Annotated in this window: 11 protein-coding genes; 6 read left to right on the top strand and 5 right to left on the bottom strand. The window is 46.4% G+C overall.

Annotated elements, in window-relative coordinates; all coding sequences use genetic code 11:
• Positions 1 to 339: 339 nt before the first annotated feature.
• The 4 genes from ACR6Z4_RS24650 to ACR6Z4_RS24635 all read left to right on the top strand — a co-directional run bounded on the left by ACR6Z4_RS24650 (position 340) and on the right by ACR6Z4_RS24635 (position 4219).
• Entirely contained in the window at positions 340 to 630 is a 291-nt protein-coding gene (locus ACR6Z4_RS24650) for a hypothetical protein (RefSeq protein WP_479719988.1), read from the top strand.
• A gap of 561 nt (positions 631 to 1191) precedes the next feature.
• Positions 1192 to 2034 (top strand): sulfotransferase family protein, encoded by an 843-nt coding sequence (locus tag ACR6Z4_RS24645; RefSeq protein WP_479719987.1) that lies wholly within the window; start codon positions 1192 to 1194, stop codon positions 2032 to 2034.
• Between the two features lie 5 nt (positions 2035 to 2039).
• A complete protein-coding gene (locus ACR6Z4_RS24640) occupies positions 2040 to 3464 on the top strand; it encodes a sulfotransferase family protein (RefSeq protein WP_479719986.1) in 1425 nt (474 codons plus the stop codon).
• Between the two features lie 335 nt (positions 3465 to 3799).
• Positions 3800 to 4219: a hypothetical protein gene (locus tag ACR6Z4_RS24635; protein ID WP_479719985.1), complete on the top strand. Its 420-nt coding sequence runs from the start codon at positions 3800 to 3802 to the stop codon at positions 4217 to 4219.
• Between the two features lie 98 nt (positions 4220 to 4317).
• On the opposite strand, the gene argF is transcribed toward ACR6Z4_RS24635, so the two are convergent.
• From argF to ACR6Z4_RS24610, 5 genes are all read right to left on the bottom strand, one after another.
• On the bottom strand, positions 4318 to 5241 hold the full coding sequence (argF, locus tag ACR6Z4_RS24630) for an ornithine carbamoyltransferase (RefSeq protein WP_479719984.1): 924 nt from the start codon (positions 5239 to 5241) through the stop codon (positions 4318 to 4320).
• Between the two features lie 167 nt (positions 5242 to 5408).
• Entirely contained in the window at positions 5409 to 6371 is a 963-nt protein-coding gene (locus ACR6Z4_RS24625) for a hypothetical protein (RefSeq protein ID WP_479719983.1), read from the bottom strand.
• 852 nt (positions 6372 to 7223) lie between these two features.
• Positions 7224 to 8900: a CocE/NonD family hydrolase gene (locus tag ACR6Z4_RS24620; protein ID WP_479719982.1), complete on the bottom strand. Its 1677-nt coding sequence runs from the start codon at positions 8898 to 8900 to the stop codon at positions 7224 to 7226.
• 359 nt (positions 8901 to 9259) lie between these two features.
• Positions 9260 to 9715, bottom strand: coding sequence for a cupin domain-containing protein (locus ACR6Z4_RS24615; RefSeq protein WP_479719981.1), 456 nt, complete (start codon positions 9713 to 9715; stop codon positions 9260 to 9262).
• 121 nt (positions 9716 to 9836) lie between these two features.
• Positions 9837 to 10601, bottom strand: coding sequence for a cysteine hydrolase family protein (locus ACR6Z4_RS24610; RefSeq protein ID WP_479720007.1), 765 nt, complete (start codon positions 10599 to 10601; stop codon positions 9837 to 9839).
• Between the two features lie 663 nt (positions 10602 to 11264).
• On the opposite strand from ACR6Z4_RS24610, the gene ACR6Z4_RS24605 reads away from it, so the two are divergent.
• On the top strand, positions 11265 to 12668 hold the full coding sequence (locus tag ACR6Z4_RS24605) for an amidohydrolase (RefSeq protein ID WP_479719980.1): 1404 nt from the start codon (positions 11265 to 11267) through the stop codon (positions 12666 to 12668).
• Positions 12669 to 13541: 873 nt separating this feature from the next.
• Complete coding sequence (locus ACR6Z4_RS24600) at positions 13542 to 14708, top strand: hypothetical protein (protein ID WP_479719979.1); 1167 nt, start codon at positions 13542 to 13544, stop codon at positions 14706 to 14708.
• The last annotated feature ends 159 nt before the right edge of the window (positions 14709 to 14867 follow it).

Genomic DNA, 14867 nt, shown 5'->3' with positions numbered 1-14867 from the left:
TAAACCTATAAAATCTCAGGCACAAAATAGTCTGAAACGGGGATCTATCAATGCCGACGCCCTACATAAATTCGTCATCTCGATCCGGAAATTATCGAAATTAACAGAAAAGATAAACAGGAGTTTTCATCAACCCATCTTTAGTGCAGATCATTATCCATACCAGATCGGATTGAGGTGAAAAGGGGCTCCATCCCAGCATGGAACGCAGACACCCATTCTTCCTCAATTCCCAGACCTGCTTGATGAAAATTGCACTACACCCACCCCAGGAAGGGCATTTTTTTGCTCGTCCTCAGTGGCTCATGAGAAAAAACAGCAGCATTGATTGAGAGGCAGATGACACAGGCGATGGTTAAATCAAAGTCACTAGAGGCAATTAGCCTGAAGCTGGTCGAAATTATCAAAACTCGAGATGAAGATCAAGTAAGACACTGGATCAATGTGTTGGAAAAACAGAAAGATCCTATGGTCACGGTCAAATTGTTTAGCTTAATCTGTCAGCGCTTAAAAAAAATTGATGCCAACCTTAATGTTTGGTTTCATGAGCTTTATTTTGAAAGCGTCCATCCTGACGTCAAAAAGATGTGGCTAGATTTTGTTGATCTGTGCGCTCTCAGTCGCTCTTAATTTCATCACCCTTAGGTATATGTCTGTTCTCGCAGAACCACTTAAAATCGAGCTGAAAGCAAGCGATCGCATTCAGGTTTAACCTCCAGCTAATTTAAAAGCTGAAGATTTTCTGTGAGAAAATCTTCAGCTTTTAAGTTGAATAGGGGTAATACCCCAAAGGATAATCCTTCAATACAAGCTCAAAGTAGCAGGCCTGGAAATGTCATGATTTTTGTGGCGCGGGCGACGCCCGCGCCACAAAAATCATGTCCTGAATGCCACTACTGTTGCGAACACTAAATTCTGCAACATGGGGTGGAGGGGCTGCGCCCCTACGCAGGGGTTCCACCTCTGCACTCTGTTCAACCAGCCTCTCGGTTGCTACACATGATACTAAACGGACGTCACCGTTATATTTACGGATCTATTAAATTGTTTGGAGGTATTAATTCTTTAGCAGTTTTGTTGGAATCAACCTCAAACTGGGCAACTTAAGCTCTATATCCATACTTAAGCCGGTGTCTGCTTGTTCACAAAAGCTGTGGTTTAGGAAATCCGGTACGGCGTCATCTAACCTCTATGAACTCAAGAATCAATCAAAAAGTTTGTTTTATTGGTGGAGCAGGGCACTCAGGCTCAACCCTACTCGGGTTTATTTTAGGCAGTCATCCCGATGGTTTCTATGCAGGAGAAGCTACAAAAACTCGATTTCTGCATGACGAAACTAAAAGAATTACGAAACGAGTTTGTAAACTATGCGGAGAGAATTGCTCAATTTGGGGTGATTTTTTAATTGACGAAACCGTAGATTTATACGAACAAATTTCGATCAAAGTGCGTAAGCCATTAATTATTGATTCTGCGAAAAATGTCGATTGGATCCAACATCAGATAGATGCACTCCATCAAACATCAGCTCAACCGTTTCTCATCTTTCTACAAAGAGATGGACGGGCTGTAATCAATTCTAGGATTCGCAAATATCCAAATAAAGACGTAAAAGATTTGATTTTAGATTGGGCTGAACAAATTCGGCTAACCAACGCCTTGTTTGAAAGGTTCACCCGAAACAAAATCAAGATCCATTATGAAGAATTGGCAACCAATCCTACTCAGATTGTGGAAAAGCTCTGTAATTTTCTGGATATCAATTATTATTCTGAAATGATAAATTATAACCAACATGAGCATCATGTATTAGGTGGAAATAACGGGACTCAATTTTTGGTCGCAAAGTCTCAAACAACTCAGTTAAGTCAGCCTTTTGTATCCCTATCTGATAAGAATAAATACTATTACGAAAAGCATGACTCAGCGATCGCTCTAGATTTGAGATGGAAACAGGAACTTGATCCAGCGATTGAAACCCTTTTCAATGAGCTCGCTGGAACAGAAAATCAAGAACTCAGATGGGATGTGTAACGATTATGAAAAAAGTTGATCTTGTTTTTAGAACGGTTGGTGAGAGAACGACTGAAATTGCCCTGAATTTAGCAATTCAAAACATTCAACCCAATCGAATTCATGTGCTTGAAAAGGTTCGTCCTTTTTCAGAAGCTGTCAATCAAATGCTTAAGATTGAATACGACTGTGATGTGGTCGTGTTCATGGATGCAGATTGCTTGATCATGGAAGACATGAACAGTTTCCTGCAACGCAACGAATATCCCTATGTTGATTGCTATGTTCTCGATAAATTTAGAGGGCAAATTCATCAAGGTGTTCATATTACGCGCATCGATTTAGTCAGAGAGATGCAGAAGGTCAAAGTACCTGAAAATGATCATAAATATGTCCTCCGTCCTGAATCGAGAATTCGTTCCATTGCTCTTTCAAAACTTGAAATGAGCAAACATTTCAAACACTTTAGAATCTTCCATGACTTTTTTCAGTATTACGAAGACATCTTCTGTAAAATTGCGTTGAGAGAGCTACGCAGCCGTACCCACCACACCCGAATTCAGCTGGATGCCGCCGAGAAATATTGGCAGAAACAGCCCGATGATCCAGAATTTCTGGTTGCTCTCCACGCCGTGCAATACGCTAGAGAAGCCAAGAAGCCCGATACAACTCCAGCAGATTTGGCTGAATTTATTGCCGCTTTGCCAGAATTGGCAAAGATTGAAGTTCCAAAACTCCACCTTCCCGAACAAATTCCTCTCACCTATCCGGAAGTGGAAGCAAAAGCTAAATGTCAATGGACGTGGCAACTTATGCACTCTGGTTCTTCCTACTCTGCCCACTCAAAACAAGGCAAGGTTTTTGGCATTGGTCTGAGCCGCACAGGTACAAAAAGCCTGACCAGCGCGCTGCATATGCTTGGCATCAAAGCTGTGCATTATCCAGATGATGAAACGACGCTAAGAGAGCTCACCGAAGGGAATTGTGATTTTTCTGTCTTACGAGAATATGACGGCATTACCGACATCACGGTTGTTCCTTACTATGCGCAGCTAGACAAACTGTTTCCCGGCAGCAAGTTTGTTCTAACGGTTCGCGATAAAAACTCATGGCTAAAATCCATGAAGGCTCACTGGAGTAACCGCCCTGCTTTTATGGACGCTGACGAAGGGAAGCCGGGTAAAGAAACCCATATGAAGATCAGACGATTTCTCCGGGCAGCGGTCTATGGGACTTATGAATTTAATTACGAGCGGATGTCCTATGTTTACGATCAGCACTACAAAAATGTGCTGGACTACTTCCAAGATCGTCCAGAGTCTCTGCTGGTGCTGAATATTTGTAATGGTCAGGGTTGGCAAGAACTGTGTGATTTCCTCGACTATCCCATGGTGCAGCATCCTTTCCCCTATACGAAAAAGCAATCTGCCTTAATGGCGTTAGTCAGTTAGACAGTGCGCTATTACAGCGCTTCGCGCTGGGATGTGTTTAGATTTTTTGTTGTGTGCCGCGCGGAGCGCGGCACACAACAAAAAATCTGTAGCTTAAGCAATTTGTAATCCTAAGCCATTGTTTTCTATTAAAAGAAGTGGAGTTGTGCCGACGGTGCAGCTTCACTTCATTTATATAGCGCTGTGCAGGTTGATTCAGTACGGTGTTGTGGGGCGCTCCGCGCCCCACAACACCGTTTCTGTACTTAACGAACTTGCACACCGCTATATAAGGGCTGTTCGAATTCAAGTTAGATTAGTGTTGGTGCGATGCGATCGCCACCAGAAGGAGTTCTATGGCTGAATCTAACCCGCTGATCCGACATGCTGACTTTGTTGAGTATGATCCGGTTTTTAAACAGCAGATACTGAGATTACATCAGCTCACCGTGTATGCCAGATGGATCGTAGTGGCAGCTTTCTGGATCAGTATCGCTCCTATCTGTCTATGGAGTCTACGCTCAGAGATAGCATTGTGGCTGGAACACTTTACCTGGACAGCGGTCAGGTTTAGCCTGGTTTATAATCCAATTCCGACCTTGGGTCTGTCCCTTTGCCTGGGAACGACGGTAAGTGTCTTATTGTGGCAAAGTCACAATATTCTATGGGGTATTTCTGATCGACAAACCCAACGCTTAGAAAAGTTGTTATTCAAAATCCATCAGCAAGGCATCAGTCATCCTCTGTGGAAATGGGTCTGTAAAGAACAATCATAAAATTCCAGTTTTAGGGTGGCGCGGCTCTGCCGCGCCACCCTAAAACTGGAATGCTGTTTTATTTCTAGTCTTGAACCTCGTGACACGAGAGCAATTTTTTAATCGGCAGCTCCGAGGAGACTGGCAAGCAATGCTTTTTGGGCATGAAGACGATTTTCTGCTTGATCCCAAACTTTAGATTGAGACCCTTCGATAACGCCCTCTGTAATTTCTTCGCCTCGATGAGCTGGCAAACAGTGCAACACGATCGCCCGTGGATCTGCCTGAGCTAACAGTTGTTCATTGATTTGATACGGTTGAAAGATGGGAACCCGCGATTCTGCCAAATCTTCTTGCCCCATGCTAGCCCAGACATCGGTATAGAGAACCTGCGCTCCTTTTACCGCCGCTTCAGGGTCGTCGGTCATCAAGACGGTTGTGCGATCGCCTGCAATATCCTTCGCGCGTGCCACAATCTCAGCATCTGGTTGGTATGAAGCGGGAGTCGCCACATGAATGTTCATTCCCACTAGGGCACACCCTAAAAGAAGTGAATGAGCAACGTTATTGCCATCTCCTACGTAGGTGAGAGTTAAGCCCGCTAAACTACCAAATTGCTCTTGTACCGTCAGCAAATCAGCCACCGCTTGACAAGGATGCTCTAAATCAGTCAGCGCATTAATTACAGGTAATTTTGCATAATGGGCAAAGGTTTCAATCTCTTGTTGTTCAAACGTCCGAATCGCCACAATATCGAGATAGCGATCGAGCACTCGTGCTGTATCAATCGTAGGCTCACCTCGACTCACCTGAGTAACGCTAGCATTCAGGTCTAAAACCTGCCCTCCTAGCTGATACATCGCGACCGTAAAACTGACCCGAGTGCGGGTAGACGCTTTGCTAAACAACAGCCCTAAAACTTTTTCACAGCGCAAACTTAGCTTGCCTGTCTTCAATTGAGCAGCAAGATCTAAAAGCGATCGGACTTCATCCGCGCTCAAATCCGCCATGCTCAGAAAATCTCGCCCTTTTAGTGATGCCATGCTCACCTTAAATCAATGCCGCAGTGAATTATTCAGAAAACCCTATCAGATTTTCTTCAATTAGCCCAGATCCTTGGAACAGTAGCAGCATAACTTAATTCGTGCGAGTGAAGGAGGGCTATTGCATTTGAATACCCCTCCCTCCACTGCATTGCATTCAGACGAATTTAATTCGACGGATCGGAGTCATCTGATTTATGCGATCGCTTCATAATCAGGCTCCGGACACCCAATGCCCCCAGAGCCAGGAAACTTAAGACAGAGCTTGGTTCCGGCACGGAAACCGGATCTGGCGTGGGTGTAGGGGTTGGGGTTGGGGTTGGAGTCGGCGTTGGAGTCGGCGTTGGGGTCGGCGTCGGAGTGGGTTCCGGCGTTGGGGTTGGAGTTGGAGTGGGTTCCGGCGTCGGAGTCGGGGTTGGAGTAGGTTCTGGTGTCGGGGTTGGAGTCGGAGTTGGAGTCGGTTCCGGCGTTGGGGTTGGAGTTGGGGTGGGTTCCGGCGTTGGCGTTGGCGTTGGCGTTGGAAGTATTTCTACCAAGCTGACACTGTCGAAGAGCACTTGCCCCCCAAAACCAGTGAGGCGAATTTGTAGCGGTTGCCCAAATAAATCGATATCAGCGTCAGTTGCGGTATAAGTCAGGCTGGAGGTAACAAACCCCCCTGCAATCGGGGTGAGCAAATCTTTGATGCTAGAGAGAACAACATTCCCCGCGAGCAAGTCAATCGTATAGCCACCAAAGCTAACATCATTACGAGCACCCACATCTACCGTGAGTGTGTATGTTGCTCCGGCAATCAGAAAACCGTCGCTCAGCGTCTGCGAAAGCGTGCCGCTACTGACAAAGGCAACCCTCTCACCATCGGGGATGGATGAAATGGTTGAAGGAACCGAAGGATAGTAAAGACCACCACTTGTCACATCCCAGCCGTCGATACAACCGAATGCGAAATCACCTGTGAGTGTACAGGCACTATCCTCAAAAGATGAATTGACAATTGTTGCAGCCTGCGCGGGAGCAGATGAGATGACGCATAGTGAACCAGATAAACTGCCCAAAGCGACCAAAATGGGTAATTTGAACCCCATTTGTTGAAACAAAGTCATCTTTTCTTTTTGACTGGTAGATTCCATCAGATTCCCTGCCCTTGACCAATAACATCGAGAAATAGAGCCGAGCAATACCCAAGAATTGCGAAACTCGGAAATTGAAAATTGACAAGATTTCCCTGCAATCACTACGGACTGAGAGAAACGGTAAGTTAATTTTTCAGAAAAACAAAAAGTTCAAACTGTCTTGATAGCAAGGATCAAAAATAAGGAAACCTTAACCTCAGTTGAGCCTGACAAAAAACTGAACGCAAGCTGAAAGAACTGCTTTTACACGGTTAGACAGACCATGAAAAATTTAATGAAATTTTAATACTCGTATTTCCGTGAATAATGGCAATCGAATTAATTCAGTATGTTTCAATTTTTACATTGTTTTTCAGCACGTCTACTATAAAGGGCTCTCTGTCTTCAAAATTACTACATAGAACAATGGATAATTTTAAAGAATGTGTAAAGTTGCTATTGTTTAATGATTGTGATCAGCTTCTGCATTAAGAAAAACCTAAATTCTTTATTAACAACTTCATCGAATTAGATGAGTATTGGGATAGGTCTAAGTATTAAAATCAGTACTGGTGATGACTATGGGGCAATGGCTGCATGCCTACTCAGTGCAAATTTGGCAGCGAAATAAGAGCGTTTTAGATCTGTCAAAAACAGCTATTGCTTTTCACACGATTTACGTTGGCATGGCGTTCAACGTGGGAAATAGAGTCTTTTCTGCAACAACACTCCACTTCCGCAATTAGATCGACTTTTAGCTAGAGTTAATGACGTTTGAAAACCCAATTTGTTCAAATGAACACAGTGAAGTCGGCTCGGTTTTGTCATCTAAAGTCCACACCTTCCCATCAAAAAATTTCTCTCAATCTGTTAGAACCGTGCATCCGAACGAATGGGGAGTAGGACTCTAGAGGGGCGATCGCCACCACAGGTTACGCTCAGAGTAATCACTTGGGCATCAATCAGACGAGCCTCCTGAGCCGTTGGGGGTGTTCCGGGATTTACGGTATACGCTGGAAAACTTGCTGCACTCAGGCTGAGACGTAAGGCATGTCCCTGAGCAATACACATGCAAGTCGGCTGCATAACAATTTGAAGAGGTTGGCTGGCATTGGCAATTTCTGAATGTCTTAGATAACCCTGACTGAAGTTGTAAACCACGCCACTGGGCTGCACGTCTGATAAAGTTGCACACACATCAAAATCAGTAGAATCAGCCGTGCAATAAATTTCAACAATAATTTCCCCGGCTAAATGTAAATCTTCTATGAGGATGTTAGAGGTATAAATTAGCACATCCGTGCGGCAATCTAGACCACTCCGATCAAACGATCCAGCTGGCATCGTGGCATGACCACCCAAACTCGGAACAGGACGCCAAGGATCATGCACCCACACATCCGTCATGGTGGGCGTTTCAAGAGCTGAATTAGGGGACGTAGGCGATTCCTTTAGCAAACGCCCTTCCTGTTCGCCCATACTGGCAAGACCTGTGGTATCGAGGGGCCATGCTTGCAATGCGGGAGTCGGAAAAGACTCAAACATCTGCCATTGATTGCGTCCCATTTCAAACAATTGCACAGATGCTTCTGTTAACAAGCCAGTTTCTTCTCCCTTCAGAAATTGATTAAACCAGCGGATTTGTAGACGATCGATAGGAGTAGCAGCGGTAACTCCGTAATCAACCGCACCGACCTTACGACCCCACGGTAAATGTGCCCAAGGTCCTACGATCAGGTACTGGAGAAATGCACTGCGGGCTACCATTTCGCGATAAAACCGCAGCGTGCCGCTCATGTAAGTATCAAACCAGCCGCCAATGTGCAACATGGGCATATTGACCGATTGCATATAGCGTTTGGGCGATCGCTGCTCCCAATAGTCATCGGGCTGAGGATGCGCCAACCAATCGTGATAAAAAGACTCTGGCGCAAGGGCTTGGAGCAGGGCTGACTGAGCAGAGATGGGATCATCCAGGGGCAAATTGCGCGAAGCATTATAAAGCGCTTGATACGTAGCGATATCATTGCGCCGCCGAGCTGTTTCTGTGGCAAGTTGAATTGCCCAACCCAAATTGAGTTGATAGCGAAATGCGCCCCCTTCATAGGCCCAGTCGTGATACAAGTCATAGCCAATCATGCTGGGGCAAATGGTCTTCAACGCTGCCGGTTGCCCCGCTGCTGCATAGAGTTGGGTCATGCCCTGATAGGAAAACCCATACATGCCCACGTGCCCAGTGCTTTGGGGCAAGCTAGCTGCCCAATCCACGGCATCTCGACCATCTTCAATTTCATAGGCAAATAGATCAAAATCACCTGCCGATGAGCCTCGTCCCCGTACATCCTGGATGACAACGATATACCCATGGGCGGCATACCAGGTGGGATGGGCATACACAACCGTCGATGCGATCGCCCTGCCATAAGGTTGCCGCATTAATAAAACTGGAAATTTGCCCTCACTGTCTGGATAGTAAACGTCTGCATCTAGACGCACTCCATCACGCGTAACCATGGAGACGAGTTGTTTTGGGCGAACACGAAACATACAACGATTTATTTGATCCATTAAATTTTCTTTCCGACATCCTCACCAGGCAGCCATGGCAAGTAAGCACCCCTAAAGGACTTGCGTCATAACAAAATGCCTCTTAGTGGATCACGGCGATCGCTTAACACACTTTGCAAAGAGGGGATATATAGCAATCCTAAATCAGTTGTGAAAGCGCCCGCCCGAAGAGCGGGCGCTTTCACAACTGATCAGATTCACAAATCAAATAGGATCGCTATAGCTATTCTCAAAAGTTTGAAGTGCAAGGTGTTGAGAGAGAGCCACGCGGAGCGTGGCTCTCTCTCAACCCGTAATCTATCCAGTCGTAAAGCACTTCATTATCGATTTGCAAATTACTAGCAGGGAACTAACGCATCAGACCGTTTCAAGACAGCCATATCTTCTTCATCTAATTCAACCGGAGTGCCACTGCGAATCAGCTCTGCAAAATCTTCGTTAGGCACCATAATGCAGAGCGTATAAAGGCGACCGATCCCTATATTTTCGATCACATGAATCCCTGTGGGTGGCACCAAAATGCTATCCCCCGCTTGAATTTTGACAGTCTTGCCATCACAACTGGCTAACCCTTCTCCCTTCAACACAAAAAACATTTCTACTGCCATTTGATGACGATTGGGCGGTGTTTTTCCGCCTGCATCAAAAATTTCAACGCAATAGGTCAAAGACATATTCGCAATAACGGGATCAAACACGATCGCGAGGCGATTACTATCCGTAGGAGTGATTCGATAAGCCTGATAGTCTTTCGGTGTTTTTAAGACAGGGATCACGCAAGCATAGGGGTCCATACATCTTTCTCCCAATTTTATGAAGGGCTGTTAGCTGTTAGCTGTTAGCTGATGGCTGTTAGCTATTAGCTGTTAGCTATTAGCTGTTAGCTATTGGCTGTTAGCTAATAGCTAATAGCTGTTAGCTGTTAGCTATTAAAATAGTTGAATCTGTTACGAAGCCAAAGCATTGATTGACGTTATAAAAAGTAGCTTTCAAACAATAGTCTGGTGATGTCGTTGCGGTACAGTCGCGGAGCAAAATACAGTCGTAGCCTAAAAAATTAGCATCTTGCAAAGTTGCCATGACACATTGGTCTGCGTTAACTCCAGCAAAGAATAATGTCGTTTTACCCAGATTACGTAAGATGCTATCCAATGGGGTATCCCAAAAACCGCTCATGCGATACTTATCGACTTTAATGTCTTCAGGTTTTTGTTCGAGTTCATCCACAACGGCGGCTGCCCAACTGCCGACGGTGAGGACGGGTGCTCCATTTTTGGGTAGGCGATCGCCTAATCCAACACCTTCGCCCGTTGGGTTATAGACATGTAATGCGGCAGGGCTAATGTTTAGCAAATCGGGGCGATTTCCCCAATTTAGCCAAATGATTGGAACGTCTACATTGCGAAGCTTGGGCAGAAGGGTTTTTAGCGGATCAATTGGGGTACGAGCAGGCGTCACATCTACCCCAATATGAGCTAACCAACCATCGGCATGACAAAAGTCATTTTGCATATCAACCACGATGATGGCTGCTTTTGCCAAGTCTAGCTGTAAAACCTTGGTTTCGGTGGGTAATGTAATGACTTGGGGGGGCAGAGGTGGACGGCTGAGGTCTGCGGTTTCTGCATCCACTGCCCAGGCATTGGGGGGTATTCCTAGAGTTTTGAGAGATCGATTCATCATGGTGAAGGCAAAATCTGGCTTACGGTGATTCAGAAACAGGATTCAGAAATGGGTATATAGCGCTTCGTGCTCCGAGAAGAGAGGGCTGACAAGGCAACTGACAAGCCGTACTAGGCGAAAACTAGTGTTGCAAACACGAAATTTTGCAACATGGGGGTTTGGGGGCTGCGCCCCCAAGAGGGGGTTTACCCCCTCCACCCCCTCTAGAACTTGTAAGTTGGTGTACTAGTTTTGGCTTCCGTATTGAATGGCACAATCGAGGTCAGGGGACTGGATGCAGGATAAAGAATGACTAAGATGGACGTTTAACAGCAAAATGTAACGAGATCAAACCAGTAGCGGGCGACTCATGAACGTGTGGTCCTGAGCTACCGTGTACACACATCTCAAACGAGAAGCTACAATTCTGCTCGATCCCCCTAAATCCCCCTTAAAAAGGGGGACTTTCAAACAAATCCCCCCCTTTTTAAGGGGGGCTAGGGGGGATCAAAACAGGATTGGGTAAGCATAGAAGACTTAATGTATACACCGTAGGTGATCCTGAGGGAGATGGCGATCGCCCATTCCATTTGGGTTACGACAGTACAATTTATCCTGAGATCTACTAAATCTCCTTTGCTGTTAGCTCTGCTTAAGGTTTACGAGAAAGGGTATTCACCAGTGAGCTTTACCATTCAAAACGCAGTACTACCCACTCACAATGGGTATGAAACTCTAGATGTAGAAATTACAGGCGATCGCATCACCGCGATCGCCCCCCATCTTAAGGTCACTGGCACACCCATTGATGGACACAACAAACTACTCTTGCCGGGGTTCGTCAACGCACATTCCCACTCGTCGGAAATGTGGCAACGGGGAGCTATTCCACCCCGTCCTCTAGAGCTTTGGATTGCAGAACTGTACGACTTTACCCCGTTAGATGTGGATCAAATCTATATCAGTGCCTTGGGTACAGCCGTTGAGACACTGCTCTCAGGTGGAACGACCCTGGTGGATCATCTCGTTTTAATTCCGGGTAAGGAAATTGAGACGATTTCAGAAGCGGTCAGAGCCTATCGACAAGTTGGGATTCGGGCTTTTATCGGACCCCTGATTCAAGATCTGTCGATCGGTTCTAGCCTGCCCTCAGGGGGCAAAAATGTGCCGGACGAGCCGTATTTTCGTAGCACTGCCGAAACGCTGGCACTGATGCAAGCAGCCGTGGAACAATTTCATCGCCCTGATGAAGGAATTAATATCATGGTTGCCCCCACGGGCATTCAGCTTTGCTCTGATGCGTTGTTTGCAGGGTGCATCGAATTGAGCGATCGCCATTCACTTTGTCACCATTCTCACTTGCTGGAAACCAGAGCCCAACAACTGCTGGCTCACGAAAAATACGGCTGTAGTGCCGTCGAGCACCTCCAGCACATCGGGTTTCTCAATTCCAGAACCTCGTTGGCGCATTGCGTCTGGCTGACGGATGCCGACAGTGCTATTTTGGCAGCCACTCAATCTACAGTAGTCCACAATCCCCTCAGTAATCTGCGCTTGGGCAGTGGCATCGCACCGATCTTGCGATATCGGCAAGCCGGGGTAAACGTCAGCTTTGGCTGCGATGGCGCATCGAGCAACGATTCTCAAGATTTATTAGAAGCGATTAAAATCGGCTCGATTTTACACAACACAACCGACTTTGACTATCGTTTGTGGATTACCCCACGGGAAGCCGTAGAAATGGCATCTTTGGGTGGTGCAACTGGCTTGGGTATGGCAGAGCAAATGGGATCGCTAACGGTAGGAAAAAAGGCAGATTTAGTCTTGTATGACTTGACCAATCTATCTCTACTGCCCCAGACCGACCCAATCGGGCTGCTGGTCTTGGGTCGCCCCACCAATGTTGTAGATAGCGTCTGGGTGGATGGAAAACCCATCGTGCAAGCCGGTATGGTCACCCACGTCAATCTAGAACAGCTCCGGCAAGAACTATTTAACCGTAGCCGTTGGGATGGCGATCGCCGTTCGCAAACCATGCAACAAATGGAGCGTCGCTACCGAAGCGTCATGGGCTTACCCACCTAGAATGCGTTTACCCGCCTATTTTTTTGAAGACCTGCCATTTTTAGCAGGGGCAAATTTCAAGATATTGTGAATCTTTGGAAATATGAACTGGGTAGCTCGCCAAACGATAAATAATGAGGAAGAGCAAAATAAACCCAGTCACCCTTAGAGCAACCCTCTCAACAAAACACCAAGGCTCAATTTTGCTTAACAAAAATGGGGCTTGGATGGGTGTCTATGGGAACGATCCAATAAGAACAAAAGAACAAGGCGATTTCTAGAACAGTATTTTCCCTTAGATATGCAGGCATAATTATTATGCTCTTGCGAAGAACAATTCTCCGGTAAAGTCTGATCTGGAACTCTTCTAAGACCGTGCAGCTTATAGACCTAAGGGTCACCCATTCAATAAAAAACTAGGCATTTATGTTCAGAAGGATGGCGACGCCATCCTTCTGAACATAAATCTTTGATTTTATTAACTCTACGCTCCTTGAGATCGTGAATTGAATAAAACCGACTCCTTTTAAAGAGAGTGACGGTTCTGCTGTGGCTCTCTCCAAAAGAATCACAGGTTATTGACGCTCCTTCGGGTTCACACGACACAAACTCAGATTTTGGTGGGGTGGAAGCGGTCATACCGATTCCTAACAACGCACCCCCGATATCGTCGTTGCAAAACTCAGCGTTTGCAGCCATTCATTTCCCGTTGCGCAAGTCGAACTGTTACAACGGTGGATTTATAATTGGCACTTCGCCCCTTAAGAGCCAGTCTTAATGGTATAAACCCTTTTTCATCCTGGGGTAGGGGGCAAGCCCTCAGGCAGGGGTTCTAACCCCAAAACGTATTAAGCGTGGGTTCACTGGTTAGTTGCTTAGGTTATGGAGAGAAGCATGGAATTGCTGGAGTGGGAAGTACAAGAACTGTTATCGATGTTGGCGATCGCCGACGAGAATGGTTTTTGGCAGGCGATCGCTTCTCTGGAAGATCGCCTGGGTGTTCCAGAAACCCACATGCGGGTCAAAACCACTCTCACCACTATCCGTGCCGATCAGGGCATTGGCAGTATGCGAGCGGCTGAAGTGTTATCTCGCATCAGCCTGGGAAAGCAAGCATTGCAGCTGCAAACCGTTGAACTGTGCCAGTTTGCCGCCCTAAACCCACCCAGCCTCCGCGAACTATTTGATAAGGGTGCGCAAGTTAACCGTCAGCAAACCACCCAACGCGTTGCAGAGTTGATCCAAATCGTCGATTGTAGCTGGGATCGCTCATCTTGCCTGAATGCTGCCTATGAACTGGCAGAACTGGGGGTGACGACCAAAAAAGCGATCGCAGAAATTGTTCATCACCTCAAACGCCAGTTTGAAGTCGTTGATTGTTGGAAAGATTTTGTCTGTCTGAAAACCATTGCCGTTTTTGATCAACGAGCGATCGTGGCATTACGAAAAATGATGGAAAGTCACCCTGTCCCGGTTATTCGTCAGGAAGCCACCCGCTATGTTGCTGAATATTACTGTCAACCCAAAGCGCCACCCGTTGCATCGTTAACCAGAAATTTTCGCTCTAGCAATTCCCAGGCCATTGACAGCCTGGAACGGATTGTGCGGAATAATCCATCTATGTTTCCGTCCATGCTGGAGTTGTTGCAAAACGAAAAAAATCTTGAATTGTATGGTTCGGTCGCCCATGCTACCTGTCGGCTGATCCAGCAGTGGCTAAAAATTGGGCGGGGCGAATGGGCATTGGCTCAATTGACTCATTTACTAGAAAAGACAGACCAAAAAGAGGTGTTTGCCGAAGTTGCTGTTTGTCTGGTGCAGTCATTAGACAGCCGAGCGGTTGTCTTGTTGGTCGAGGCGATCGCCCAAAATCCAAATCTCACCTTTCCTCAATATGTGGGCGAACGTTTGCGCTGGTCACAGGCGATCGAACCCCATCTGGATGCTTTGACAGAGGCACTGCGCCACCAACCCAGTGAAGCGGCTCTGGAGATGGCAACCCACTGGCTCAAAGATAAGATGACCGGAGACGATGTCCGCCAACTCGTGACCCAGAGCTAAGGCGATTTCTAGAAAAGGTCGTCCCAGAACATCGTAAGGGCGCATCGCGATGCGCCCTTACACGAGATCGATGTACCGTAGAGTCTGTTTAAATCGGTATAACGAATGTTTCGCCCTACAGGGGTAACATCTTTTTCTGTGCTCAATTCCCTTCCCCCT

The sequence above is a fragment of the Calyptranema fuscum S582 genome (assembly GCF_055793305.1).
Note: the sequence above shows the minus strand (reverse complement) of the source record. Positions and strands in the feature narration are given on the sequence as shown.

Coding starts and splice junctions, on each gene's coding strand:
- ACR6Z4_RS24600 (WP_479719979.1), top strand. CDS start 13,542: ATGGAATTGCTGGAGTGGGAAGTACAAGAACTGTTATCGATGTTGGCG.
- ACR6Z4_RS24610 (WP_479720007.1), bottom strand. CDS start 10,601: ATGAATCGATCTCTCAAAACTCTAGGAATACCCCCCAATGCCTGGGCA.
- ACR6Z4_RS24620 (WP_479719982.1), bottom strand. CDS start 8,900: ATGTTTCGTGTTCGCCCAAAACAACTCGTCTCCATGGTTACGCGTGAT.
- ACR6Z4_RS24615 (WP_479719981.1), bottom strand. CDS start 9,715: ATGGACCCCTATGCTTGCGTGATCCCTGTCTTAAAAACACCGAAAGAC.
- ACR6Z4_RS24625 (WP_479719983.1), bottom strand. CDS start 6,371: ATGGAATCTACCAGTCAAAAAGAAAAGATGACTTTGTTTCAACAAATG.
- ACR6Z4_RS24640 (WP_479719986.1), top strand. CDS start 2,040: ATGAAAAAAGTTGATCTTGTTTTTAGAACGGTTGGTGAGAGAACGACT.
- ACR6Z4_RS24635 (WP_479719985.1), top strand. CDS start 3,800: ATGGCTGAATCTAACCCGCTGATCCGACATGCTGACTTTGTTGAGTAT.
- ACR6Z4_RS24645 (WP_479719987.1), top strand. CDS start 1,192: ATGAACTCAAGAATCAATCAAAAAGTTTGTTTTATTGGTGGAGCAGGG.
- ACR6Z4_RS24650 (WP_479719988.1), top strand. CDS start 340: ATGACACAGGCGATGGTTAAATCAAAGTCACTAGAGGCAATTAGCCTG.
- argF (WP_479719984.1), bottom strand. CDS start 5,241: ATGGCATCACTAAAAGGGCGAGATTTTCTGAGCATGGCGGATTTGAGC.